The sequence below is a fragment of the Actinomyces sp. 432 genome (assembly GCF_009930875.1).
Classification (GTDB): Bacteria; Actinomycetota; Actinomycetes; order Actinomycetales; family Actinomycetaceae; genus Actinomyces.
This window is the reverse complement of the sequence record NZ_CP025249.1, coordinates 879,308-903,525: the sequence shown is the minus strand read 5'-3', so window position 1 is coordinate 903,525 and position 24,218 is coordinate 879,308. Positions and strand designations below refer to the sequence as shown.

Below are 24,218 nucleotides of genomic sequence, written 5' to 3'. Positions count from 1 at the left end.
GACCTCCCCGCGCAGGAAGGTGACCGCCGTGCCCGCGAGCATGCATCGCTCACCGTCGACTGCGCAGCGCACAGGCGGGGAAGGCCATCTCGTGCCGGCCCTCGTTTCGGCGCACGGTCAGGCGGACGCTGGGTTACCGGCGCAGGGACAATCGGCGAAGGCGTCGACGCTCGTGGGCCGGAATCCAGCGACGGCTACCGGCCGCGCTCTCGCACGGTTCCCGTGGGGACGACGGCGATCCCGCGACGACGTAGTGCGGCGGCCAGCACTCCGCAGCCCTGCTTGAGCTCGCCGCTATGAGTGCCGTCGTAGATGGTGCGCACGCCGCATGCGGGGCTGCGCTCCTGCAACACCGCAGCTGGACATCCCATATGTGCCGCTACCGCGGCGGCCGCATTGGCACCCTGAATGAATGCATCGGTGACGTCCTCGCCGTCGCGGGTGATCACCCGGGCGTGCCCGTCGAGGACATCCTCACCGTCACCGCCGACGATCTCGGCAGGCGACCGCGGGATGGGCAGACCGCCCATCAGCTCGGCGCACAGCGGCAGGGCGAGTCCCTCGGCAGCCAGGCCAGCGATGTCGCGATCGGGCTTCGCACCGCCGTCGTACCGGCACTTGAAGCCGGCCAAACAGGCGCTTACGAGCAGCGGGCCGCCCTGAACGGAAGAATTCACGGTGACTAGCCTAGTGGCCCGTGGAAGTTCGACGTCGAGCGCGCCACGGCCCGAGGCGGAAGCCGGATGGCGGGCTATCATCATTGTGGTAACGACTCGTTTTGTTCTTCATGTCTCTCAAGCCGACCGTTGGCCAGCCGCACTAAGCAACCTCGCCAATATGACCGAACTCGGCTTCGCTGAGGCCATCACGGTAATGGTCAATGGAACGGCGATTTACGCGATTCAGGGCGCCAACGACTGGACTTCCGCAATGGAGCGAGCCGCTGCCGCCGACGGCACCTTCGAGGTTTGCTCACGTTCGGTTGCCAACCACTCTCTTCCGGTTGAGAGCCTGCCAGCCTGGTTCCGTGTCGTACCGGCAGCGATACCAGCCATAGCGGAATACGCCCGCGCCGGGGCGACCTATAATTAAGCCCTAGCACCCTTGGCGGGCACGATGGCCGCTGACCCGCTTGAGCCGGTCTCGGTGCGTTACAAGTGCCGGTCTCGGCGATTAAGCAAGCGGGGCGGCGCCGGAGAACCGGCACCGCCCCGCCCTGCGGAATTTCACCCGATCCGGTAAGACCGGCGCGCGCCTACGCCGAGTGCGGAGATGCGGGCGCCTTGCGGGAGGTCAGCACCTGGTCGACGATGCCGTACTCCTTGGCGGCCGCAGCCGTCAGGATCGTGTCACGCTCGAGATCGGCGTGTACCTTCTCCACCGGCTGACCGGTGTGAGACGCCAGGGTCTCCTCCAGCCACGTGCGCATGCGATCGATCTCGTTGGCAATGATCTCGATGTCACTGGCCTGGCCCTGCACGCCCTCCATGGCGGGCTGGTGGATGAGCACGCGCGCGTTGGGCAGCGCCAGGCGCTTGCCGGGCGAGCCCGCGGCCAGCAGCACGGCGGCCGCGGAGGCGGCCTGCCCCAGGCAGACGGTCTGCAGCTGCGGCTTGATGTACTGCATGGTGTCGTAAATTGCCGTCAGCGCCGTGAAGGAGCCGCCGGGGCTGTTGATGTACATGGTGATCAGGCCGTCGGGGTCCTGCGACTCCAGGACCAGCAGCTGGGCCATGATGTCGTCGGCGGAGGCGTCGTCGACCTGCACGCCCATGAAGACGATCCGGTCCTCGAACAGCTTGGCGTATGGGTCCTGCCGCTTGAAGCCATAGGCGGTGCGCTCCTCGAACTGGGGCAGCACGTAGCGGGCCTGCGGCAGCGACTGCGGGTTAATGCCCGCAGCCTCGACCTGCCTGGCAACGGCGTCGAAGTAAGGGCGAGAGCTCGTCATGTCAGTTCTCTCCGTTCTGGGTGCCGATCTCGCGGCTGGAGCTCACGATGTGGTCAACAAAGCCGTAGTCCAGGGCCTCCTGCGCGGAGAACCAGTGGTCGCGGTCGGAGTCGCGGATGATCTCCTCAACCGTGTGTCCGGTGTTCGCGGCAGTGATCTCGGACAGCTCCTGCTTCATCTTGATGATCAGGTCGGCGTTGATGCGAATATCGGTGGCCGACCCGCCCGCACCGCCGGAGGGCTGGTGCATGAGCACCCGGGTGTGCGGCGTGATGTAGCGCTTGCCCCGCGCACCGGAGGAGAGCAGGAACTGCCCCATAGAGGCGGCCAGGCCGGTGGCGACCGTGACGACATCTGGCTGGACGTACTGCATGGTGTCGTAGATGGCCATGCCAGCAGTCACGGAGCCACCCGGGGAATTGATGTAGAGGTAGATGTCCCGCTCGGGGTCCTCGGCGGCCAGCAGCAGCATCTGCGCGCAGATGGCGTTGGCGTTGTCGTCGCGCACCTCAGAGCCGAGCCAGATGATGCGTTCCTTGAGCAGGCGGTTGTAGATGGAGTCGGTCAGGCCCAGGCCCGTACCGGATCCGTCGGCGGCGGCCGGAGTGATGGCCGCCGGGGGCGTGTGGAGCTCGCTCACGTCAGTCCTTCCGTGTTCGGTGATGCCAACGCTAACCCGCCACTCGCCCAGCGCATGCCCAGGATCGGAGGCTTTTCGCTTACGGCCCACACAACGACGGCGCGGATCGCCACTTCGCCCCGCCACGGACGGAACCCGACCAGCCGCGGTGTGCCCGAGGCCACCGGCTAGCCGCCCCCGATGCGAGTAGCCTCGGCTACAGGATTTGAAACGGCTCTACCGGGGATAAATGCTCCCGTCCGCGAGCGCGTTGAGTCCCAACATGCACGTGTAAGCCGAGGAAGGAAAACCATCATGCCCACCACGCCCGTCTCCGAGTCCCTGTTCCGCCTCGGCCTGAATGAGGCCCTGCCGGTCAGCGAGGAAGCGACCACCTCCCGCGTGGTGGTCAACAACGCCGTCCTGCGCACCGTCATCTTCACCTTCGACGCCGGCCAGCTGCTCACCGAGCACGCCTCCACCAAGGCGGTGGTGGTCACGCTGCTGGAGGGCGAGATGGACTTCACCGTGGCCGGGCGCACCGAGCGCATGCGGGCCGGCGACGTCATCTACCTGGCCCCGAACGACCGCCACGCCCTGACCGCCGTCACCCCTTGCCGGATGCAGCTGGTGATGGTGGAGGTCGATGATCGGAGCAGCAGGAACTAACCGCCCAACCCGGCTCTTGGGGTTTGCGGGTGCAGTGGTTCGCACCCAGGGCGCCCGGGCACACACGCACGGCACTCCAGACATGCGCACCAGCCACCCCACCACACCCGCAAGCACGAAGAACCCGTAATGCGAGGGGGCCGCGCCTTAAGGCGCGGCCCCCTCTACGCGTTATGTGCAGACGTCACTCGGCGTCGTCGGCGCTTTCCGCGGAGGAGCCGGAGTCGGCGGACTCGTCCGCATCGGCAGGGGAAACGACGACCTCGTCCGCCGCCTCATCTGCCTGGTCGGCAGCAGCCTCGGCTGCGGCGGCCGCATTGGCCTCGGCGTCGAGCTCGTCGGAGCCGATGAACTCGGTCAGGTCCACGGTCTGGCCATTGGAGTCCTTCACCGTCACCTGACGCAGCCCCATCGCCAGGGACTTGTTGCGGGCAACCTCTGAAACGAAGGCTGGAATCTGGCCGGCCTGCTGAGCGCCCTGCATGAACTGCGCCGGCTCCATGCCGTACTGCTGAGCCGTCTGCATGAGGAACTCCAGCAGCTCGTCCTGGGTCACAGAGACGTCCAGCGACTCGGCCAGCACGTCCAGCAGGATCTGATCGCGCACCCCGGAGGTGACGTCGTCGCGGATCTCGTCGGCGTGCGGATCGCCCTCGGGCTTGCCCTCGGCCTGGAGATGCTGCTTGATCTCATCCTCAACCACGGACTCCGGCACTTCGAAGCTGACCGCCTCGCGCAGGCGCTCCAGCAGGGCATCGCGGGCGGCAATCGCCTGGTCCCCGGTCTTGCGCTCGGCCGCCTGACGGCGCAGGTCCTCGCGCAGCTCGTCAACGGTGTCGAACTCGGAGGCCATCTGGGCGAACTCGTCGTCCACCTCCGGCAGCTCGCGCTCCTTGACAGCGGTCGCGGTGACGGTCACCTCAGCCTCCTCACCCGCGTGCTCACCGCCTGCGAGCTTGGTGGTGAAGGTGGTGGAGCCGTCGGTCTTCAAGCCGGTCAGTGCGTCATCCAGGCCCTCAAGCATGTTGCCCTTACCGATCTCGTAGGACACGCCGGACACGGAGTCGACCTCCTCGCCGTCGATGACGGCCTTGAGGTCAATGGTGACGAAGTCGCCGGTCTTGGCGGCACGCTTGACGGACTTCAACGAGCCGAAGCGAGCCCGCAGGTTGTCCAGCTCGCTGTCCACATCGGCGTCGGTGATCTCGACGGCGTCCACGGTCACGTCCAGCTCGCCCAGCTCGGGCAGCTCGAACTCGGGGCGCACGGTGACCTCGGCGGTGAAGACCAGCTGACCTCCCTGGGGGCCGGTCACGTTGACGAGCTCGGTGACCTCAATGTCCGGCTGGCTCAGGGGCACGCGTCCGGACTCGTTGATGGCGTCCCGGTAGAAGTCGGGCAGCTTGTTGTTGACGGCCTCCTGGATGACGGAGGCGCGGCCCACACGCTGGTCAATGATGCGCGGCGGGACGTGCCCGCGACGGAACCCCGGGATCTGAACCTGTGAGCCGATCTCCTTGTAGGCGGCGTCGAGGCTCGGCCCCAGCTCCTCGTAGGGGACCTCCACGGTCAGCTTGATGCGCGCGGGGTCAAGGTTCTCGACGGTACTTTTCACGGGGTTCTACTCCGAATGCTTGGATGCGGCTGGTGGCGCGGGACCGGAAGGGTCCCTGCGGACGCCCTGGTGCGGCGTCAATTCCGGGCCATCCTAGGGCACGGCCGCGGCCAGGTGACAAATGAGCCCACCCACAGCAGGCGGGAACTGCTCACATTCACGCCGGGCGCTGGCCGTGCCACCGCACCTCACGCCCCTGGACGACAGGCACGCTACGCCCGCCTACCACCTTGGCAAGCACACCGGCCGGGACGACGGCGACCTCCCGCACCCCTGCCACCGTGCGCTCATGTACCGTGCGGGCCTCGGCGTCGTCGGCCCCGGTGAAGCGGATCGTGACGCGCGGCTGGCCGCGCACGACGTCGACCTGGAAGGCCTCCAGCGTGGTCGACGCGGTCACGGCAGCGCGGGCGGCGGACTCCACCTCCTGCGGACCGTGGCCGGGCAGCAGGTTGGTGACCGTGAGGATGGTGCGATATGAGGGCATGCGGTCAGCCTATGGCGCGGGCCGCCGCCGTTGCGCGCGCCCGAGTCAGGCCTTCACCCAGCCGCGGCGCAGTGCCAGTGCGTGCCCGGCGTAGCACAGGGCCACGAAGGGCACGGTCCAGTACAGGGCGGAGCGCTGGCCGGGGTCGAAGACGATCAGGATGCAGGATGCGGCCGAGCCGATGAAGGCCGCCAGCGGCACCCACGGGTAGCCGGGGGTGCGGTAGCCGAGCTCGGCGGGGCTGTGCCCGGCGTCGATCCAGCGGCGTCGGAAGACGAACTGGCAGGCAGCGATCGCCATCCACACAATCACTACCGCGAGCCCGGAAATGGACACCAGCACCAGGTAGACGGTGTCGGCGGCCACCACGGAGCTGAGCAGTGCCAGCAGTCCGCCCAACATGGACAGAGCCAGCGCCACCACGGGCACGCCCCGCATGTTGGTACGGGCGACGATCTCCGGCACGGTCCCCTCGTTGGCCAGCGACCACAGCATGCGGGTGGAGGCGAACAAACCGGAGTTTGCGGCGGACAGGATCGCGGTGACGATCACGATGTTCATGATGTCGCCCGCGTGGGGCACGCCGATCATGTCCAGCACCGTGACGAAGGGCGAGTTGTCCACACCAGCGTCCCGCCAGGGAATGAAGGCGGCCATGACCACGATCGAGCCGATGAAGAACACGGTCAAGCGCACCAGGGTGGTGCGGATGGCGCGGGGGATGTTGCGGCCGGGGTCAGCGGTCTCCCCCGCGGCTACACCAATCAGCTCGGTGCCGGAGAAGGCGAAGTTGACCGTCAGCATGGTGGTTAGCACCGCCCCGAAGCCGTTGGGGAAGGCGCCGTCGCGGATGAAGTTGCTCGGCCCGGAGAGGAGGAGCCATCGGACATGGGGATGATGCCGATGATCGCCAAGCCGCCGAGCACGATGAAGGCAATAATGGCGAAGACCTTCACCCCCGCCAGCCAGGACTCGGCCTCGGCGAATACCCGCACCGAGAACACGTTGGTGGCGAAGACCACCACGATGAAGATCGCCGACCACATCCACACCGGCGTGGCGGGGAACCAGTGGCGCATGATGGCGCCGGCTGCGGTGAACTCCGAGCCCAGCGCGATGGTCCAGGTCAGCCAGTACAGCACCGCCACCACGAACCCGGTGCCGGGACCGATCAGCTCCTTGGCGTACACGTGGAAGGCGCCGGTCCAGGGCATGGCCACGCTCAGCTCACCCAGGCACAGCATGACCAGGTAGACCAGCAGCGCGCCGACGGCGTAGGCGATCACGGTTCCCAGCGGGCCGGCCTGGCTGATGGTGTAGCCGGAGGAGACGAAAAGGCCGGTGCCGATGACCCCGCCGAAGGAGATCATCGTCAGGTGGCGCGAGCTCATCTTGCGCTGCAGGCGGTCGTGGTTGCGTGCCGACTCAGCGTCGGTCGGCGGCGCCTCGGGCGGCGTCCAGGCCGCGGACTGCGATGGCGGGGGTATTGGTGATGAAGGCGGCGGTGGGGATGAGGCTGCCGGTCCGGGAGGATCGGCGACGGTGTCGGGTTCGAGTGCCATGGGGGCTTCCTGAGAGAGGTCCGGGCAGGTGCGTCTGGTCTTCCCGGCTAGGGTGGGTATGCCGTCGGCGTGCGGCGGCCGCGAACAGGGTCGGGAGGGAATCGATATGAGCGACGCACTAACGAGACTACTGGCCAGGCGGGGGACGATCGTCCTTGACGGCGCGATGGCCACCGAGCTGGAGAAGCGGGGCGTGGACACCTCCGGGCCGTTGTGGTCCGCGCTGGCCATGCGCGACGCACCCGACGCGGTCCTGGACGTGCACCGTGCCTACTTCGCCGCCGGCGCCGACGTGGCCACGACCAACACCTACCAGGCGAATCTGGACGCCTACCGGCGCGCGGGCCTGAGCGAGGACGAGGCCGAGGGCATGGTGCGCCAGGCGGTGCGGCTGGCACGCCGAGCCCGCGACGAGCACGCGGCGACCACCGGGCGCCACGGCCTGGTGGCGGGTTCGGTGGGGCCCTACGGCGCCTATCTGGCCGACGGCAGCGAGTACACCGGCGCCTACACGCGCACGGATGAGGACTTTCGCGCCTTCCACCGCCCGCGGCTGCGGCTGCTGACTCAGGCGGGCGTGGACGTGCTGGCCCTGGAGACAATGCCGCAGGGACCGGAGATCCGCGCGCTGCTGGGGCTGCTGCCCGAAGTGGCTCCGGGCGTGCCCGCGTGGCTGTCGCTGTCGGTGCGCGACGACGGCGCAGCCCTGCGCGACGGCACGCCACTGGAGGACGTGGCGGCCTGGGCGCGGGAAACCCCGCAACTACGGCTGCTGGGGGTCAACTGCACTCGCCCGGAGACTGCGACGACGGCGCTGAGCCTGCTCGGCGGCCTCAGCAGTGTGCCGCTGGTCGTCTACCCGAACTCGGGTGAGGAGTATGACGCCGAGGCCAAGACATGGTCCACCGGCAGCGGCGGCACGGGACACGGAGACGACCTGCTGGCCAGCAAACTGCCTGCCTGGGAGGCTCTGGGAGCCCGTGCCGTCGGCGGCTGCTGCCGCACCACCCCGGCCCAGATCCGGGCGCTGGCGGCCGCGGTGGGAGAGCCGACGGCGTAGAAGCCTGAGAACGTCGGGGGAAGCGCGCTCCGAGGTCCGGGGGACGCGGCCCGAAGACCACGGCAACCCCGGTCGGCAACGTGATCCCCTGCCCCGTACCCGCGGTGCCTGGTGCGACACCTTTGCACGGCGACGATTACCACTGCCGCACCCGTGACCCGTGCCCGCGGTGCCTGTTGCGACGCTTTGCACCCTGCTACGACGCTTTGCACCCTGGTGTGCGGCAAATACCCGTACACCAGGGTGCAAAAGTTCGTACTAAGAGACGAAAGCTCGTAGCAGACAGCCGAGGCGCCTCAACGCGAGGACCATGACGCCACTACCGAGCTAGCTGCCGCCAGACGATTACGTACACCGCACACAGCGCGATGGTGCCGAGGTATCCCAGGAAGGCCAGCACGTGCGCCTTGCGCAGGTGGTGAATGTTGGACGTGGTCTGCCCCGGGGGCGGGAGTAGCCCAGCCAGGAGCGCAAACATGGCGGAGCCGGCACCAATGAAAAGTCCCACGGGAGGGACCAGGGAGCCGATTCCAGCGGGCAGGACGAGCACGCAGCCCAGCGGCAGCAGGAATGCGCTCCACCCGATGCAGGCGCGCGTATGCCCCTTGTCAAAGGCGTCAGCCGACGACAGTATGCAGGCGAACATCAGCGCGACCGCTACGAGGCTGACCGGCTTCCCAATGATGAACAGCGGCTCGCCCTGTTCGTCCCGCAATGCGTCAGACGACGTTGCATAGGTCGCCACCACGATCGCTACGTAGACCACTGCAACCCCGACGTAGATCAGCGCAGCCCCGGCGCCCGCCCGGCGAAGCCGGTGCAGCCCCGTGCCGTGGCGCTTGTCGCCGCGCAGTACACCCATTGCGAGTGCATCGAAGCTGCCCAGGGCACCCACCAGCACACCGATCGGCAGCGCGGCGGGGTTGTGCCGGTTCAGCACCCCACAGGTGAAGCCGGCGATCAGCGGCACGCCGGACAGCGCCACGCCCATCGCGCGTCGTCTACTCTGCAGCAGTTCAATGCAGGCGAAGGCAGCCGCGACGCCGACAACGATCAACAGGCCCGACAACACGGTGACGACTGTATGCGATCACCCGGCAAAGCAGAGCCTGGAGAACCCGCCGCGGCGCCGGACAGCCGCCCGCGGTGCCTGGTGCGACGCTTTGCATCCTGCTACGACGCTTTGCACCCTGGTGCGCGGCAAATACCCGTACACCAGGGTGCAAAAGCTCGTACTAGGAGACAAGAGCTCGTAGCAGACGCGACGTAGACGCGAGGACGCCTCACGAGCGAGCTCGCGGGCGTCCTCGTCGTCGGGGTATTCGGCCTGACGGCCTCTTACTCCCTCCTCTGCGAAGGTCTCATGAGCAAGCTCATGGACCTTCTTATCGTCGGGGTGGCGGGATTTGAACCCACGATCTCCTGCACCCAAAGCAGGCGCGCTACCAAGCTGCGCCACACCCCGCGTAAACGCCTGCGACCGCCACCGGAGTCCGGGGCGGCCGCACGTTCACCGAGCGGGTGACGGGAATCGAACCCGCGCCATCTGCTTGGAAGGCAGAGGCTCTACCATTGAGCTACACCCGCATGGGACGGACCCTGGCCCGCCGCTACTGCATCGTCACCGACATAGCCGGGACGTCAGGACTTTACTGCTCTTATCAGTCCTCGAGGAGGCCGGTCCGGTAGGCCTTCGACAGCCGTCCGGGCACCGCGATCTTACGACCGCCGACACGAACCGTCTGGAGCTCAGGCAGCTTGGCCTTCCACTGCGAACGACGGTTACGGGTGTTGCTGCGGGACATCTTCCGCTTCGGCACTGCCATGCGCCCGTTCCTCTCAAACTCGTGGGGCTGCCCGCTCACGGGCAACCCGAAGAATAGTTGACCAGGGGTCACCCTAGCGGCTCGACCGGAGTCCATTCCAGCCAGCCTGCGCCGTAAGACGTGTGAGATCAGTCCCGTCCAGCTGGCGGTGGCCACAGCTCCACGGCGCTCGCAGCTCCCCCGGGCTATACATAGAGCCATGACCGCCCCACCGCCCTCCCTGCCGCTGGCGCCGCCATTGTCACGCCGGCACGCGGCGAGCAGCCGGAGATCGACCTGGAGGTCAAGCGCTCCCACTTCCTAGGGCGCGCCGCCCGCACCGACGACGAGGCGGCCGCCCGTGCCTTCATCGCCTCCGTCCGCTCCCGCTACCCCGACGCCCGCCACCACTGCAGCGCCTTCGTCGTCTGCGTGCCCGGGGCGCAGCCGATTGAACGCTCCAGCGACGACGGCGAGCCCTCCGGCACGGCGGGGCAGCCGATGCTGGATGTGCTGCGCGGCACGGGCCTGAGCAACACCACGGTTGTAGTCACCCGCTACTTCGGGGGCACACTACTGGGCACGGGCGGCCTCGCCCGGGCCTACTCGCAGGCCGCCGCACAGGCCCTGGCCGCCGTCTCCCGCACCCGCTTGGACACCCGGCACCTCTGGCACGTGCGCGTGCCAGTAGCAGAGGCCGGACGCCTGGAGGCACAACTGCGCGGGCAGGGCGGGCCGCAGGGCATTGGGGTGGAGGACACCCAGTGGCAGGCCACCCATGCAGTCCTCACCCTGTCCACCCCCACTGCCGACGCCACCGCGCTCGCAGCGCAGTTGTCCGCACTGACCGGCGGGGCCGCGGCTGCCGAGCCGGCCGGCAGCCGCGTGGTTGAAACGCCCCTTTCCGGGGCCTGAGCGCGCCTGCCGGCCCCGCACCGCGCGTGGCACGCGCTGCACGAACAAGCAGGCGCAATGAAGCGCATTTCACCATTCGATCGAGTTGACAGCCGCGCCGACCCAGGCGCTACTGTGTCGCCAGCGGATCGGGTTAGCGCTCGTCGTCGGATCGATTCCGCAAGCTTCGGCAGTACCAGCAAGAGGAGGACCCCATGACGGCCAACCACGTCATGTGCGTGATGTCCCCTCGCTGCTGCCAGTGTCGGTAGAGCGCCAGGCCATGACATTGTGCGCGCGCTGATGCGCGCATGCCCGGCGCTCGGGGCCTCCTGCCAGTGCCCCTCCACCAGTTCAACCCCCGTCAGGAGCCGCTCAGCCGCCGCCCAGGCCCGGGCGGTATACGTCTGACCGTGTACGCCGCGCCGAATCGACGCAACGGCTCCTCACACCCCATACGACTTAAGGATTCTGCAATGACATACGCCGCCAACATCACCGAGCTCGTCGGTTCTACCCCCCTGGTCCGCATCAACCGCGTCACCGACGGCGCACCCGCCACCGTCCTGGCCAAGGTCGAGGCCTTCGAGCCCGCCGGCAGCGTCAAGGACCGTATCGCCCTTTCCATAGTCAGGGCCGCCGAGGCCTCCGGCGAGCTGAAGCCGGGCGGCACCATCATCGAGGCGACCTCCGGCAACACCGGCGTCGGCCTGGCCATGGTGGGTGCTGCCCTCGGCTACCGGGTAGTGATCACCATGCCGGAGACCATGTCCAAGGAGCGCCGCGCCATCATGCGCGCCTACGGCGCCGACCTGGTGCTAACCACTGAGGGCGGGGTCGCGGGTGCGGTCAAGCGAGCCGAGGAGATTCAGGCAGTAACCCCCAACTCCGTGCTGGCGTCCCAGTTCACCAACCCCGCCAACCCACGAATCCACCGTGAGACCACCGCCCAGGAGATCCTGGCGGCAACCGGCTCGCAGGTGGACGCCTTCGTGGCCGGCATCGGCACCGGGGGCACCCTCACCGGTGTGGGACAGATCCTGCGCGAGCAGATCCCCGGCGTGAAGATCTTCGGCGTTGAGCCCACCGAGTCCCCGCTGCTCAGCGAGGGCAAGGCCGCGCCCCACAAGATCCAGGGCATTGGCCCCAACGTCATCCCCGAGGTACTGGACCAGTCCATCTGGGACGAGCTGCTGCACATCGAGTCCGACACGGCGCTCACCTACGCCCGCCGCGCCGCCGCCGAAGAAGGCCTGCTGGTGGGAATCTCCTCCGGGGCAGCGCTGGCCGCCGCCTCGCAGATCGCGCAGCGGGAGGAATTCGCGGGCAAGACGATCGTCACCGTGCTGCCGGACACCGGCGAGCGCTACCTGTCCACCGCGCTGTACGCCGAGTACCTGAACTAATCCCTTAACCGGCACCAGTGCCTGAGCCGGGGCGCAGGCCGGACAGCACAAGCCTGCTGTTGAAAAAGCGGCCGGAATAGCAGTCAGCTGAATAGTCGGGCATGTAGCCGCACCCGTGTCCGATTGCGTTGCTGCGCATCCTCGCGCCACCTCAGGCACCCGGCCGCAGCCATGTTCCGCAGCGGAAACGGCCACGGAATGGCGTCGGTGGTGGTATCCCGGGAACAGGGACGCCACCACCGACGTTCTCCGGTCGGATCATCGCAGGTCAGGCACCGTTCGCGGCGTCTCCGGCGCCCGCATCCCAGAAATGTCCCTGTCGGTCATCACACCTGTCACTAGGTTGTTGTTCTAGGAGCACCATGCACAAGCCCAGTCGGTCGTTCGTTGATCTCGCCAAGGAGGATCTGGCGACCGCCCGGCGCCGGGACCCGGCCGCCCGCTCAAGCCTCGAAGTCGCACTGCTGTACCCGGGTGTCCACGCCCTGTGGGCGCATCGTGCCGCTCACAGCCTGTGGCTACGGGGCCACTACTTCGCGGCGCGCGCACTGTCGCAGGTGGCTCGGGCGGCCACCGGCATCGAGATCCACCCCGCAGCCAAGATCGGTGAGCGCTTCTTCATCGACCACGGCATGGGCGTGGTGATCGGGGAGACCGCCGAGGTAGGCAATGACGTGCTCATGTTCCACGGCGTCACGCTCGGCGGCGTATCCATGAACCCCGGCAAGCGCCACCCCACCATCGGTAACAACGTGCAGATCGGGGCGGGCGCCAAGGTACTGGGACCGGTGACCGTTGAGGACGGAGCCAAGATCGGAGCCAACGCCGTGCTGGTGAAGAACCTGCCCGCCGATCACGTCGGCGTGGGGGTGCCCGCACGTGCCCGGGACCCGCGCACCGACCCCGAGCTCATGCTCGACCCGACTATCTACATCTAGCTACATCCAGCTACATCTAGATCTGCCACTCCGGGCGGCTCCCAGGGCATCCGGTCGTGTCCAGCACCCGTTTGCACCCAGCCGCGTCCAGCGGCTTCCGGAGCGACGCCGCGCAGGCGCATAAGCACCAGCAGGCTCGCGTCCGGCGCCACACGACTGGGATCGGGGCTGGACGCGCGGCCGTTCCTCAGCCCCTGGCCGCCGTGAGGCTCCCCTCTCAGCGCGCCTGGCAGGACGGGCACCAGAACAGGCGCCTGCCAGCCACTTCACGCTCAGCGATTACCGTGCCGCAGCGCAGGCAGGGTCGGCCCGTGCGGTGGTAGACGTACCAGCGCCCGGCCTCCTCATCGCCCTCCGGCAGCGGCTCAGGCACATCCTCCGCGTCGACCGTGGTGATGAAACCGGTAGCCACCCCGTACTCCATTAGCGGAACCAAGTCATCCCAGACCGCCCGCAGCCGTTTGGCACTGACTCGATTTCCCGGCCTAAACGGTGACAGCCCCACCCGGAACAGCGTCTCGGCGCGGAAGATATTGCCCGCCCCCGCCAGCACAGACTGGTCCATCAGCAGTTCGCCCACGGCCCTCCGACGACGGCGCACCCCGGCAATGAACTCCTCGGAATCGGCGTCCGGGCGCAGCGGATCGGGGCCCAGGCGACGCCGCACCGCGGCAACGCCCGCGGCGTCCAGCAACTCGCAGGCGGCCGGCCCAGTCAGGTCCGCTACTCCGTGGTCCCCAGCCAGGCGCAGGCGCACGGCGCCCCGGGGCGCCGGCGGCATCCACTCACCCGGAGCCGGTGGGGCGGGATCCTGGCCACTGATGCCGGACAGAGCCGAGCCGCCACCGCGCGACAGCGCATGCTCGCCCCGCTCCCCCACCTTCCGCCGAGGGGCACCGATGGAGTGCGGCGCCGTGAAGGCGCTGTCGCCGTCGAAGGTCCATGAGCCGTACAGGCCCAGGTGGATGCGCAGCCAGGTCACATCCAGGGAATCGGTGGGAGTGCCGGCCTCAGGGGCGAATGGGAGGAACAGGTGCTTGCCATAGGCCTGCCCGTCCAGGAGGACCTGCCCGTCCAGCCGGGAGGCGCCATCGGCGAAGCGTCCTTGCGGAGAGGAGACGGTCAGCCGTTGACCGCCGTAAAGCTCCGCCAGCGCATCTGCAAGTCGGTGGACGGTGTGACCTTCGGGCATGCCGGGGACGCTACACGATAGCTGCGCCGTTCCCGCAACCCGCCCGCCAAGGCGCGCGGAGCGCGACGCGCATCAGGCCGACCGGCGGTCTCGGCGCTCCTCGTAGGCGGCCATCTGATCAATCCGATTCTGGTGGCGCTGCTCGCCGCTGAACGGCTCGGCAATGAATGCGTCCAGGATTCTGACGGCCTCGTCATTCGTGTGCATGCGGGCGCCCAGGCCGGCAATGTTGGCGTCATTGTGCTTACGGGCCAGCCGGGCGGTCTCCTCGCTCCAGACCAGTGCCGCGCGCACACCCGCCACCAGGTTGGCGGCCATCTGCTCGCCGTTGCCGGAACCGCCGAGGACCACACCCAGGCTGCCCGGCTCGGCCGCCACCGCCTCGGCACAGGCGATACAGAACTCCGGGTAGTCGTCAAGGCGGTCGTAGACGTAGCACCCGTGGTCGACGACCTCGTGCCCGGCCTGCTGCCAGTGGGAGACGAGAATGCCTTTGAGTTCGAATCCGGCGTGGTCGGTACCGATGTGAATGCGCATGGATGAATTGTGCCTCACGCGAACATATCTTGCGGCCCTGGCCGGCGCATGCGGGCGCATGTGCAGGCGCGGGCTAGCGTTGCGCCATGACCGATCCGAGCCACTCCGCCGTCAGCACCGACTCCCGTGGGGCGACCGCCCCAGCGGATGCCACAGTGCTGGCGGGCGTCTATGAGACCGCCGCCGCCAACGCCTCCGTGCGCCCCCAGGATGATCTGTTCCGCCATGTCAACGGGAACTGGCTGGCTACGACGACCATTCCCGCCGACCGCCCCGCCACCGGCTCATTCCTGGTGCTGCGTGACGCCGCCGAGGCCGCCTGCCGGGACATCCTGGAGGAGCTGGCCGCCGCCCCGCGCACAGACGTGCCCTCCACGTCCGCTGAGAAAATCGGCGTCCTATACGCCTCCTTCCTGGACGAGGAGCACATCGAGTCCCTCGGGGCCGCCCCGCTGAGCCCCGAGCTTGAGCCGGTCCTGAACGCGACGGACAAGGAGGCTCTCGCCCGCAGCCTGGGCGCGCGCCTGGCGGCGGGGTTCACCGGTGCTGCGGCCATCGGCGTCGAGGTGGACCTGAACGATCCGGACCGCTACACCACCTGGATGGAGCAGTCGGGCCTGGGGCTGCCGGACGAGTCCTACTACCGGGACGAGGACCAGGCCGAGATCCGGGAGGCCTATGTCGCCCACGTAGCGCGCATGCTGGAGCTGGCAGGTCTGCCGGAGCGCCTGGGGGCCGCCGCGGACACACTCGCCGAGCGGATCATGGCGGTGGAGACCGCGCTGGCCGAGGGGCACTGGGACCGAGTAGCCTGCCGCGACATTGAGAAGATCAACAACCCAACCACCTGGGCAGACCTGGTGGACTCCGCTCCCGACTTCCCCTGGTCAGCCTGGCGCGCGGGCGTGGACGCTGCCGCAGCGGCTGTTCAGGCGCAGCCGGGCACGCTGCTGAATGAGGTGATCGTTGAGCAGCCCGACTATCTGCCGCACCTGGCCCAGGTATGGCGGCAAACCCCCTGGGCGACCTGCGGGCGTGGGCGGCGTGGCACGTGGTTCACGGCCGGGCGCCGCTGCTCTCACGGGGCTTCGTAGAGGAGAACTTCGACTTCTACTCCCACACTCTTCAGGGTGTGGACGAGCTGCGGGCCCGCTGGAAGCGCGGCGTGGGCCTGATTGAGGGGACGCTGGGCGAGGCGCTGGGCGAGCGGTACGTGGCACGACACTTCCCGCCCGCCCACAAGGAGCACATGGAGCACCTGGTCGGCCGACTGATCGAGGCCTACCGGCAGTCGATCTCCACCCTGGATTGGATGAGCCCGGCCACCCGCGAGCGCGCCCTGGAGAAGCTTACCCTATTCACCCCGAAGATCGGCTACCCGCGCACGTGGCGGGACTACAGCGCCGTGGTGGTCACGCCCGGTGACGTAGTCGGCTCGGTGCGCTCGGTTGAGGCTTTCGAGCTGGCCCGGGACCTGCGCAAGCTGGGCGGTCCGGTGGACCGGGAGGAGTGGCACATGACGCCGCAGACGGTCAACGCCTACTACAACCCGACGATGAATGAGATCGTCTTCCCCGCCGCGATCCTGCAGCCCCCCTTCTTCGACCCCGAGGCCGATGACGCCGTCAACTACGCCGGCATCGGCGCTGTGATCGGCCACGAGATCGGCCACGGGTTCGACGACCAGGGCTCCACCTTCGATGGACACGGCAAGGTGACCAACTGGTGGACCGAGGCGGACCGGGAGGCATTCGAGGCACGCACCCATGCATTGATCGCACAGTACGACGCCTACCGGCCGAGGGCGCTGGTGGAACGTGCGCAGGCGGACGGCAAGGGCGTCGATGAGGCCCCGCACGTCAACGGGGAGCTCACGATCGGTGAGAATATCGGCGACCTCGGCGGCCTGGGCATCGCCCTGAAGGCCTACGCCCTGGCCCTGGCCGACGCCGGTATCGGCTCCGTGCAGCAGGCGCCGGTCATCGACGGGCTGACCGGCCTGGAGCGCTTCTTCTACTCCTGGGCGCGCATCTGGCGGAGCAAGAGCAGGGACGACTACGCCGAGCTGCTACTGACGATCGACCCCCACTCCCCCGCGGAGTTCCGCTGCAACGGGATCGTACGCAACGTGGACGCCTTCTACGAGTCCTTCAACGTCACCGAGGGCGACGCGCTATGGCTCCCGCCTCAGGAGCGCGTGAGCATCTGGTGAGGTGCGGCCGGCGGGGGCCGACGTCCGGCGCGGCCGGAGGCCCCCGCACAAAGGGCCAGACGACATCCCGGCGATGGCCCGTAGATGACCCGGCGATGCCCACGGCCAGACGAAGTGACGGAACAGACAGTGTGTGCGAGACGGAGTGATGGGGAGTTCTACCCATCAGCCCGCGCCCAGAACCCGCCGAACCTGGGATTTTCGTCCCAGATTCGTGACTGATGTGGCTCATGTGGTCACAAACCCGTCCAGAATCACAGACAGATCACACGAGTAGGGCTTGTCTCCAAAACGAGATTCGCGAGAGAGTGGTTGCAGTCCGGCGCCGCCCCGCGCCGTGTCTCGTCTATCCCATCTGGAGGATCTATGCGTCTGGGACGCTCACTGACCATCGCCGGTGCCGCTGCTCTCGTAGTGGCCGGCACGGCCGTATCTACCCCCGCACTCGCTTACACCACTGAGGACGGCTTCACGCTGGACGCGCCTTCCAGTCGCGTCGTGGACCCGGCCTCCTCACTGACGGTCACCGGCTCCGGCTGTGGAAACGCAGAGAACCCCGGCCAGGTCAGCGTGGCCCTGACCAATGACGAGAATGGCTCCGCCTTCTCCACCCCGGTTACCGTGGACGCCCAGGCCGACGGCACCTGGACCGCCACCCTGGACCTGAGCAAGGCCATTGCCGAGCTCGGCACCGACCCCAACACCGACCCGTGGTACATCGCCGCCCAGTGCATGGACTACAGCGGCTCCCTGAGTGACACCGCCGGTGAGCAGATCATCCCTGACGGCACCTCCTTCTCGGGCGAGTACGTCATCACCGGCGAGGCCGGCGCGCAGTCCTTCGAGATCACGGCGTCCGGCCTGACCCCGGGCGAGACCGCCACCGCCGTTCTGATCAACCAGGCCGACGCCGAGTCCGCCGACGCCACCCCGGCGGCCACGATCGGCTCGGGCAGCGTCGACTCCGACGGGAACTTCACCGGGACCTTCCCGGCTCCCTCAGTCCCCGACGGCACCTACGTCCTGCGACTGACCGGTGACCGCTACGGGGAGGGCGGCGACTCCACCGCGCTGATCACCGTCTCGGGCGGCGTTTACAGCCTGACCGCCCGCAGCGACGACTCCAACGGCGATGACAATGTCATCACCCAGAACGATGACGCCAACGCCCAGCCCGTCGCCGGCGACACGGCCGCGACCGTGGCCGTCACGGCGCCGGCCAAGGCCTCCGGCCAGGAGCTGGCTAAGACCGGTGCGAATGGCCTGGCCCTGTCCATCCTCGCGGCAGGCCTGGTCACCTGCGGTGCCGTGCTGCTGCACACCCGCCGGCACGCCTGAGCGCTAGTCTGCGGGTGATGACCCCCTCGGAGCCTTCGCCCGCGGCAGCCGGTATTCGCAGTCGCGCCCACCAGGCGCTCTCAGCCTGGTGGGCGCGACTGCGTGCACATGCCCGCCGGCGTCCCGCGCTCACTGTCATACTCACCGTCCTGTCCCTGGGGCTCGGTCTGGGACTCGGTGACCTGGGTCTACTGCATGCCCGCATGGACCGCTTCGACGTGGACATGCCTCGGCAGCTGGGCGCAAGCAGCGCCACCGCCGACGGCAGCACCCTCCCCCAGGCGGAGACCTGGCTGGTGATCGGCACGGACTCGCGCACTGCGGTGCCCGAAGGCCCCGACCGCTACGGCAGCGTGGAAGAAGCGGGGCAGGGAGCGCGCGCCGACGTCGTCGCGCTGGTCCAGCCGGCCGCCTCCGAAGTAAACGTGCTGGTGCTGCCACGCGACCTGACCGTGGCACAGGGGCAGATGTTCGACGAGCGCCTAGCCACATCCTTCCTGCAAGGGCCACAGCACACCGTCGATTCCCTTTGCTCCGCCTTCGGTGTGTCCACCGACCACGTAGTCACGGTCGACATGGCCCAGTTCGCCGACATCGTCGACACCCTGGGCGGGGTCGACGTCGAGGTCGACGAGCCCGTACGCGACGCCTACTCGGGACTCCAGATCGAGACCGCGGGCACGCAGCATCTGAGCGGTGTGGATACCCTGGCACTCGTGCGCTCACGCCATCCGGAGGTCCTGCGCGATGGGCAGTGGGTGGCACTATCAGAGCAGGAGGGCGCCGAGCGGCGCAGCCGCTTCACCGGCGTCGTCATGCGCGCTGTACTGGCAGGGATGCTGGAGCGAGCACACAACCCCCTGGCGGTGCAGTCGCTCGCCTGGACCCTGACCGGAGACCTCGGGACCGACGTCGGCACCGGGCTGCTCGACCTGGCCCGCCTGGCCCGCACCGTGCGCGGCGCCATGGGGGCGGATGCGGACAGCGGGGTGAACCTGGTGACGGTCCCCGCGGGACCGGTCGGGGACGGCTTCGCCGCGCCCCCGACCGACGAGACCTACGCGACCCTGGCCGCCTACGGCTACACCCCCGGCACCTGCACCCCCGCCGACTGACTCGCCCAGGTCGGTAGAAATCACGCATGGCGGCCCCGCACCGGCTGGGTATCAGCGCCGCAGGTAGTCGCCGACAGCGCGGCGCAGGTTCTCCTGGCCGTGGCGCAGGGCCTGTTCCAGGGGCTCGTCGGGTGGACCAACCTTGACCAGATTCTTGACTCCGTGGGAGAGCAGGTTCTCAGCACCGGCCTTGATGCGCCCGGCGAAGACGACGCAGGGCACGCCCGCCTCCGCGGCAAGCCGGGCCACCCCGGCGGGCGTCTTGCCCGCCAGGGTCTGGGCGTCCACCGAGCCCTCCCCGGTCAGCACCAGGTCCGCCCCGACGACGGCGTCGGCGAGGCCGACCGCCTGGGCCACCAGCTCGACTCCGGGCTCGAGCTCCGCGCCGAGGAAGGCCCGCAGGGCGAAGCCGAGTCCGCCCGCGGCTCCCGCCCCGGGCGTGGCCGCCTCCGGCTCGTGGCCGGATAGGCGAGCCACGTGTGCCAAGGCACTATCCAGAATGGGCACGAGCTCCTCGCTAACGCCCTTCTGGGGGCCGAATACGGCGGTGGCGCCGTCGGCGCCGGTGAGCGGGTTGGTCACATCGCAGGCCACCTGGAAGCGGGTCTGGGCGAGCTGCGGGAGCATCCCGGAGGTGTCGATTTCGACGATGCGGTCGAACTGGTCCGGGTAGGGGCTGATCTCCTCGCCGTGCTCACCCAGCAACCGCGCTCCGAGGGCGGTGAGCATGCCCAGGCCGGCGTCGTTTGTGGCCGAGCCGCCGATGCCCAGGATGACGCGTCGCGCCCCGCGGCCCACGGCGTCCCCGATGAGCACTCCCAGCCCGGCGGTGTTGGAGTGCAGGACGTCGCGGTCGGCGGGGGCGATGAGCTCCAGGCCGGCGCAGCTGGCCACATCCATGACGGCGCGATCGCCATCGAGCCCGTAGGCGGCGCGGAGGGGCCGCCCCAGGGCGTCGACGGTGGGCACCTCCACGGGCTCGGCGCCCCAGGCTGCGGTAACCGCATCCACGAAGCCCTCCCCGCCGTCGGACATGGGGACCATGACCGTCTCGGCGTCGGGATGCACGTCTAGTACACCGCGCGCCATCGCCTGGGCGGCCTGCAGGGCCGTCATGTTCTCCTTGAAGGAGTCGGGCGCCAGTGCGAACTTCATGGTGCTGTCCTTTCGGTCTCGTGTACGCGGTGCCCGCAGCCTGGTAAGGACGCTTTGACCTCGGTGAGCGGCTCGCGCCCGGCCAGTACGGCAATGACATTGTCGACGGCGAGGCGGCACATGCGGTCGCGCGTCGCCTCACCGGCGCTGGCGGTGTGCGGGGTGAGCACCACCTGCTCCCGGGCGATCAGCTCGGGGTTGACGCGGGGCTCGCCCTCGAAGGTGTCGATGGCGGCTCCGCGCAGGTGCCCGGAGTCGATCGCCTCGATCAGCGCCTGCTCGTCGACGATGCCGCCGCGCGCACAGTTGACCAGGTAGGCGCCCGGCTTCATCAGAGCGAGCGTCTCGGCGTTGATCAAGTGACGCGTGGAGGGCAGCAGCGGCACGTGCAGCGTGACCACGTCGGAGGTGGCCAGCAGTTCCTCCTGACTGACGATCTCGACACCGTCGACGCTGCTGCCGAGCGGCCGGGTCGCGTCGGTGGCGATGACGCGCATGTCGAAGGCGCGGGCACGCCTGGCCACGGCCCGCCCAATGCGGCCCAGACCGATGATGCCCAGGGTTGCCCCGGCGGAGATGTCCAGGCCGACGAACATGCGCGGCCCCCACACCCAGTCGTTGCCCTCACGGATGAAGCGGTCGGCCTCGACGATGCGCCGACCGAGCGCCAGAATCAGGGCGAAGGTGTGGTCGGCGGTGGCGCCGTCCAGGACGCCGGGGGTGTTGGTGACGGTGACCCCGTGGCGGGCGGCGGCGTCCAGGTCGATGTTGTCAAAGCCGACGGCCACGTTGGCCACCACCTTCAGGCTCGGACCGGCGGCGGTGAAGAACTCCTCATCGATGCGCTCGGTGAGCGTGACAATGGCGGCATCCTTTCCCGCCACCCGTTCCAGCAGTTCCGCCCGGGCGGGCGGCGCCTCCCGGCCGACGTCGAAGCTGATCCCGGCGTAGGAGTCGAGCTCGTGGGTGACGGCGTCGGTCAGTAGCCGGGCGACGTACACAGACATGGTTGGCTTCACAGCCTCCACACTATTTGTTGAAGTGGTCATGGAACTGCCTTTCGTGAGGGGTGACAAATGGGGTTGGGCGGTCGGGGCGGTCAGATCTCCGGCAGGGGTTCGCGCCCGGTCGCGTCGGTCCAGGAGGCGCGGAAGGCGTCCCAGCGGTCATCGTTGATGGCCACCCAGTCCGGCCGTGGGCTGACTCGCCGGGAGACGATCTCCGGCAGCACGACGTCGGCGATGCCGCGGGCCACCTGCGCGCGAGACGTCTCGCGGGTGATATCCACCAGCCGGGCGCAGGGCGCCTCGAACCACAGCGGCCCCCGCTCCCGCATGACGTGCGGGATGAAGAACGGTGCCGTGACCGCGTCCTCGCGGGAGATGTCGTAGGCGGTGCGGATCATCTCGGCGACACCGCCGCCGGCCTCGCCGAAGCCGGCCGCCAGCGCCCCGGTGGCCAGGGCGTCGCCGCCGTTGGTCACCCCATTGATCAGCCACTCCCCCGGCCGGTTGCCGCAGCGCTGCAGGGCGGTGGCACGCGTGTCCGGAGCGTCCAGGCAGGAGTTGATCACGTGGGTGGTGCCCATGATGAAGAAGGGCTTGGTGCCGGGCCTGGTGCCCAGGGCGTAGGAGGCCGCCGGGGTGTCGGCCGAGCCGACCGACACGGGGATGCCGGCGGGCAGACCGAAGTCTGCGGCCGCCTGCGGTGTGACCGTGCCGAGGATCTGCACCGCGTGCTTGACCGGCGGGAGCGTGTCCGGGTCGATGCCAAGCAGCTCGACGGTCTCCTGGATCCATCCCCGCTCCGGCTCCAGTGTGTTGAAGATGCCGGAGTAGGAGGCCTGCGTGGGGTCCAGTGCAGTCTCGCCCGTCAGCAGGGCGCCGAGCCAGGTGCCGGCCATGCCGAATGTGACCATGCGTGCGAAGGCGTCGGCGTCGTGATTGCGCAGGTAGGGGTGAGCCAGGGCCATGAAGGTCGACTGCGAGGGGTGGTTCCCCGTGGCCGCGAGCGCCTGCTCCGAGCGCTGATCCGAGAACTGGTTGAAGTAGTAGCGCAGGATGTTGTTGTCCCAAACCACTCCCAGTCCGCAGGCCCTCCCGGCCGCGTCCAGAGGCACGGCGACCGGGCAGTGGACGTCGATGCCGACGACGGCCTTGGTGGCCGAGGTCCCCAGGTCGATTCCGACGAATGTGCTCATCATTGAACCTCCGTCATCCTCTCGTCTTGGCGGCGCTGCCGGCCGTCAGTCCAGCAGCCTGACAGCCTCGGAGGGGACGACGCCGTCGTGCACCACCGCGCGCAGCGCCCGCACCATCTTGGCGGGGTCCTCGGCCTGCCAGATGTTGCGCCCGCAGGTCATGCCCACACCGCCGGCCTCCATCACCGCGGCGGCCTGCTCCAGCACGTTGATGGGCTTGGGGGCGGGGGCGCCGCCGGCGGCGACCACGGGCGTTGGGACGGCGTCGACGACCTGCTTGAACTCCGCGGCGGAGCCGGTGTACCAGGTCTTGACGATATCGGTGCCGCACTCGGCGGCGGCCCGGGCCGCGTAGATGACGGACTCGGTGGACCCCTTGCGGTCACCCCACAGCTCGCCGGAGGGGTAGGCGTGGCAGATGACCGGCATGCCCCACTTGTGGGCCTCCTCGGTGGTGGCGGACATCATCTCCAGCATGGCGACCTGGTGCTCCGAGCCCGCGGATATGCCGATGGCCAGGGCGTCGGCGCCCAGGCGGATGGCGTCGTGGACGGAGGCGACGGTGGCGTCGTAGGTGGGGTGGAAGTCGACGCAGAAGGTGGAGCCCTTGATGATGAGCAGGACGGTGATTTCGGTGTCCCACAGCAGGTGGCCGGCGATGCCCTTGAAGACGGCGAAGGCGTCGGGCTCGCCCTCGATGATCCGGTTGAAGGTGTTCTTGATGTCAGCCAGGCGCGGGGCGACGCCGCGCGGAACCGCCTGGTCCAGGGCCACGGACATCATGCGCCCGTCCGCGCCGAGCAGGCGGCGCATACGCAGCTGGCGGCCGAGGGCGGGGGTGGTGCCGATGGGGTTGATGGAGTAGACGGACATGGTTCTGTCTCCTTGTTTTTCGGGGTTTTTCGGGGTTTTTCGGGTTGTGTGCGGATGTGCAAGCCCGGCCCGGTGCCGGGCCACTCGGGTGAAATTGAGCCAGTGAGGCGAATAGGGGTGTGCTGGCCGGGACTCGCGTCGGGGACGCGAGCCGGAGGGGTGGTTGGCAGGAGTCGCCGGACGTCAGGCCCAGACGTCGACGCGCATGTCGGCACCGGAGGCGGCCAGGTCGATGGCCTCGACGGCGCGGTCTAGGGGGAGCTGCGTGCCGATCAGGTCGGCCACCCTCAGCCGACCGTCGTTGATCATCGGGGCGACCTGCTGGAAGCTCTCCAGGCGGCAGGAGGAGGCGCCGACGATCTCGTACTCGTTGTAGTGAATGTCATTGGCAACGAACTCGAGCCTGGCCTCTGAGTTGAAGCCGGCGAATACGGAGATGCGGGCACCGGGGGCGAGTACCCCAAGGTAGGGGGTCATGGCCTCGAGGCGGCCGATCGCCATGATGACCACGTCGATGCCGTCGGGGGCGAATTCCCTGATCCGGTCGGCGATGTCGTCCGATGGTGCGAGCACCAGGTCGGCTCCGGAGG

The 24,218-nt window shown here is 68.7% G+C and carries 23 protein-coding genes, 2 tRNA genes and 2 pseudogenes; 9 read left to right on the top strand and 18 right to left on the bottom strand.

Annotation, left to right across the window (positions count from 1 at the left end; translation table 11 throughout):
- Positions 1-194: 194 nt before the first annotated feature.
- Positions 195-677 carry a DUF523 domain-containing protein gene (locus CWT12_RS03710; protein WP_237564298.1) on the bottom strand — a complete coding sequence of 161 codons (483 nt, stop codon included), beginning with the start codon at positions 675-677 and terminating at the stop codon, positions 195-197.
- Between the two features lie 160 nt (positions 678-837).
- Here CWT12_RS03710 and CWT12_RS03705 point away from each other — a divergent pair, with 160 nt between their 5' ends.
- Positions 838-1,092, top strand: coding sequence for a CoA biosynthesis protein CoaBC (locus tag CWT12_RS03705; RefSeq protein ID WP_237564297.1), 255 nt, complete (start codon positions 838-840; stop codon positions 1,090-1,092).
- A gap of 163 nt (positions 1,093-1,255) precedes the next feature.
- Here CWT12_RS03705 and CWT12_RS03700 read toward each other — a convergent pair whose 3' ends face one another.
- Together CWT12_RS03700 and CWT12_RS03695 are read right to left on the bottom strand one after the other, a co-directional pair.
- Positions 1,256-1,951 (bottom strand): ATP-dependent Clp protease proteolytic subunit, encoded by a 696-nt coding sequence (locus CWT12_RS03700; RefSeq protein WP_108966449.1) that lies wholly within the window; start codon positions 1,949-1,951, stop codon positions 1,256-1,258.
- Between the two features lies 1 nt (position 1,952).
- Complete coding sequence (locus CWT12_RS03695) at positions 1,953-2,591, bottom strand: ATP-dependent Clp protease proteolytic subunit (protein WP_161923756.1); 639 nt, start codon at positions 2,589-2,591, stop codon at positions 1,953-1,955.
- Between the two features lie 294 nt (positions 2,592-2,885).
- Between CWT12_RS03695 and CWT12_RS03690 the strand changes: the two genes are divergently transcribed.
- On the top strand, positions 2,886-3,239 hold the full coding sequence (locus CWT12_RS03690; protein WP_161923755.1) for a cupin domain-containing protein: 354 nt from the start codon (positions 2,886-2,888) through the stop codon (positions 3,237-3,239).
- Between the two features lie 184 nt (positions 3,240-3,423).
- On the opposite strand, the gene tig is transcribed toward CWT12_RS03690, so the two are convergent.
- From tig to CWT12_RS14310, 4 genes are all read right to left on the bottom strand, one after another.
- Positions 3,424-4,854, bottom strand: a complete 1,431-nt coding sequence (gene tig, locus CWT12_RS03685; RefSeq protein ID WP_161923754.1) for a trigger factor — start codon at positions 4,852-4,854, stop codon at positions 3,424-3,426.
- 157 nt (positions 4,855-5,011) lie between these two features.
- Positions 5,012-5,341 carry an FMN-dependent dehydrogenase gene (locus CWT12_RS03680; protein ID WP_161923753.1) on the bottom strand — a complete coding sequence of 110 codons (330 nt, stop codon included), beginning with the start codon at positions 5,339-5,341 and terminating at the stop codon, positions 5,012-5,014.
- A 45-nt stretch (positions 5,342-5,386) separates the two neighbouring features.
- Complete coding sequence (locus CWT12_RS14315) at positions 5,387-6,145, bottom strand: amino acid permease (protein WP_272927765.1); 759 nt, start codon at positions 6,143-6,145, stop codon at positions 5,387-5,389.
- A gap of 5 nt (positions 6,146-6,150) precedes the next feature.
- On the bottom strand, positions 6,151-6,903 hold the full coding sequence (locus tag CWT12_RS14310; protein ID WP_272927764.1) for an amino acid permease: 753 nt from the start codon (positions 6,901-6,903) through the stop codon (positions 6,151-6,153).
- Positions 6,904-7,009: 106 nt separating this feature from the next.
- Here CWT12_RS14310 and mmuM point away from each other — a divergent pair, with 106 nt between their 5' ends.
- Positions 7,010-7,963: a homocysteine S-methyltransferase gene (gene mmuM, locus CWT12_RS03670; protein ID WP_161923752.1), complete on the top strand. Its 954-nt coding sequence runs from the start codon at positions 7,010-7,012 to the stop codon at positions 7,961-7,963.
- Positions 7,964-8,282: 319 nt separating this feature from the next.
- On the opposite strand, the gene CWT12_RS03665 is transcribed toward mmuM, so the two are convergent.
- The 4 genes from CWT12_RS03665 to rpmF all read right to left on the bottom strand — a co-directional run bounded on the left by CWT12_RS03665 (position 8,283) and on the right by rpmF (position 9,789).
- Entirely contained in the window at positions 8,283-9,035 is a 753-nt protein-coding gene (locus CWT12_RS03665; protein ID WP_161923751.1) for a hypothetical protein, read from the bottom strand.
- 319 nt (positions 9,036-9,354) lie between these two features.
- Positions 9,355-9,428 (bottom strand) — tRNA-Pro (locus CWT12_RS03660).
- A gap of 51 nt (positions 9,429-9,479) precedes the next feature.
- Positions 9,480-9,550 (bottom strand) — tRNA-Gly (locus CWT12_RS03655).
- Positions 9,551-9,624: 74 nt separating this feature from the next.
- Positions 9,625-9,789 carry a 50S ribosomal protein L32 gene (rpmF, locus tag CWT12_RS03650; protein WP_092535029.1) on the bottom strand — a complete coding sequence of 55 codons (165 nt, stop codon included), beginning with the start codon at positions 9,787-9,789 and terminating at the stop codon, positions 9,625-9,627.
- Positions 9,790-10,026: 237 nt separating this feature from the next.
- On the opposite strand from rpmF, the gene CWT12_RS03645 reads away from it, so the two are divergent.
- The 3 genes from CWT12_RS03645 (at position 10,027) to cysE (ending at position 13,006) form a co-directional block, all read left to right on the top strand.
- A complete protein-coding gene (locus CWT12_RS03645) occupies positions 10,027-10,683 on the top strand; it encodes an IMPACT family protein (protein WP_161925270.1) in 657 nt (218 codons plus the stop codon).
- 455 nt (positions 10,684-11,138) lie between these two features.
- Entirely contained in the window at positions 11,139-12,068 is a 930-nt protein-coding gene (gene cysK, locus CWT12_RS03640) for a cysteine synthase A (RefSeq protein WP_161923750.1), read from the top strand.
- Between the two features lie 362 nt (positions 12,069-12,430).
- Positions 12,431-13,006, top strand: a complete 576-nt coding sequence (gene cysE / locus CWT12_RS03635) for a serine O-acetyltransferase (protein ID WP_161923749.1) — start codon at positions 12,431-12,433, stop codon at positions 13,004-13,006.
- A 217-nt stretch (positions 13,007-13,223) separates the two neighbouring features.
- Here the strand turns inward: cysE and CWT12_RS03630 are convergent, their stop codons facing one another.
- Positions 13,224-14,198 (bottom strand): Fpg/Nei family DNA glycosylase, encoded by a 975-nt coding sequence (locus tag CWT12_RS03630; protein ID WP_161923748.1) that lies wholly within the window; start codon positions 14,196-14,198, stop codon positions 13,224-13,226.
- A 72-nt stretch (positions 14,199-14,270) separates the two neighbouring features.
- Positions 14,271-14,735: a ribose-5-phosphate isomerase gene (locus tag CWT12_RS03625; protein ID WP_161923747.1), complete on the bottom strand. Its 465-nt coding sequence runs from the start codon at positions 14,733-14,735 to the stop codon at positions 14,271-14,273.
- A gap of 86 nt (positions 14,736-14,821) precedes the next feature.
- Between CWT12_RS03625 and CWT12_RS03620 the strand changes: the two are divergent.
- The 3 genes and pseudogenes from CWT12_RS03620 (at position 14,822) to CWT12_RS03610 (ending at position 19,400) form a co-directional block, all read left to right on the top strand.
- Positions 14,822-16,947, top strand: a pseudogene (locus CWT12_RS03620) (M13 family metallopeptidase).
- Positions 16,948-17,313: 366 nt separating this feature from the next.
- Positions 17,314-18,285, top strand: a complete 972-nt coding sequence (locus CWT12_RS03615) for a hypothetical protein (protein WP_161923746.1) — start codon at positions 17,314-17,316, stop codon at positions 18,283-18,285.
- Between the two features lie 17 nt (positions 18,286-18,302).
- Positions 18,303-19,400, top strand: coding sequence for an LCP family protein (locus CWT12_RS03610; RefSeq protein WP_161923745.1), 1,098 nt, complete (start codon positions 18,303-18,305; stop codon positions 19,398-19,400).
- A gap of 51 nt (positions 19,401-19,451) precedes the next feature.
- On the opposite strand, the gene CWT12_RS03605 is transcribed toward CWT12_RS03610, so the two are convergent.
- The 5 genes and pseudogenes from CWT12_RS03605 to CWT12_RS13380 form a co-directional block, all read right to left on the bottom strand.
- The gene (locus CWT12_RS03605) at positions 19,452-20,555 is read right to left on the bottom strand and encodes a glycerate kinase family protein (protein WP_161923744.1); all 1,104 of its coding nucleotides are present in this window, start codon (positions 20,553-20,555) and stop codon (positions 19,452-19,454) included.
- On the bottom strand, positions 20,552-21,562 hold the full coding sequence (locus CWT12_RS03600; protein ID WP_161923743.1) for a 2-hydroxyacid dehydrogenase: 1,011 nt from the start codon (positions 21,560-21,562) through the stop codon (positions 20,552-20,554). The genes CWT12_RS03605 and CWT12_RS03600 overlap by 4 nt, the downstream gene beginning before the upstream one ends.
- 92 nt (positions 21,563-21,654) lie before the next feature.
- The gene (locus CWT12_RS03595; RefSeq protein ID WP_161923742.1) at positions 21,655-22,758 is read right to left on the bottom strand and encodes an FGGY-family carbohydrate kinase; all 1,104 of its coding nucleotides are present in this window, start codon (positions 22,756-22,758) and stop codon (positions 21,655-21,657) included.
- 42 nt (positions 22,759-22,800) lie between these two features.
- Positions 22,801-23,628, bottom strand: a complete 828-nt coding sequence (locus tag CWT12_RS03590; protein ID WP_161923741.1) for a class I fructose-bisphosphate aldolase — start codon at positions 23,626-23,628, stop codon at positions 22,801-22,803.
- Between the two features lie 183 nt (positions 23,629-23,811).
- Positions 23,812-24,207: pseudogene (locus CWT12_RS13380) on the bottom strand (zinc-binding dehydrogenase); the annotation flags it as partial.
- Positions 24,208-24,218 lie beyond the last annotated feature (11 nt).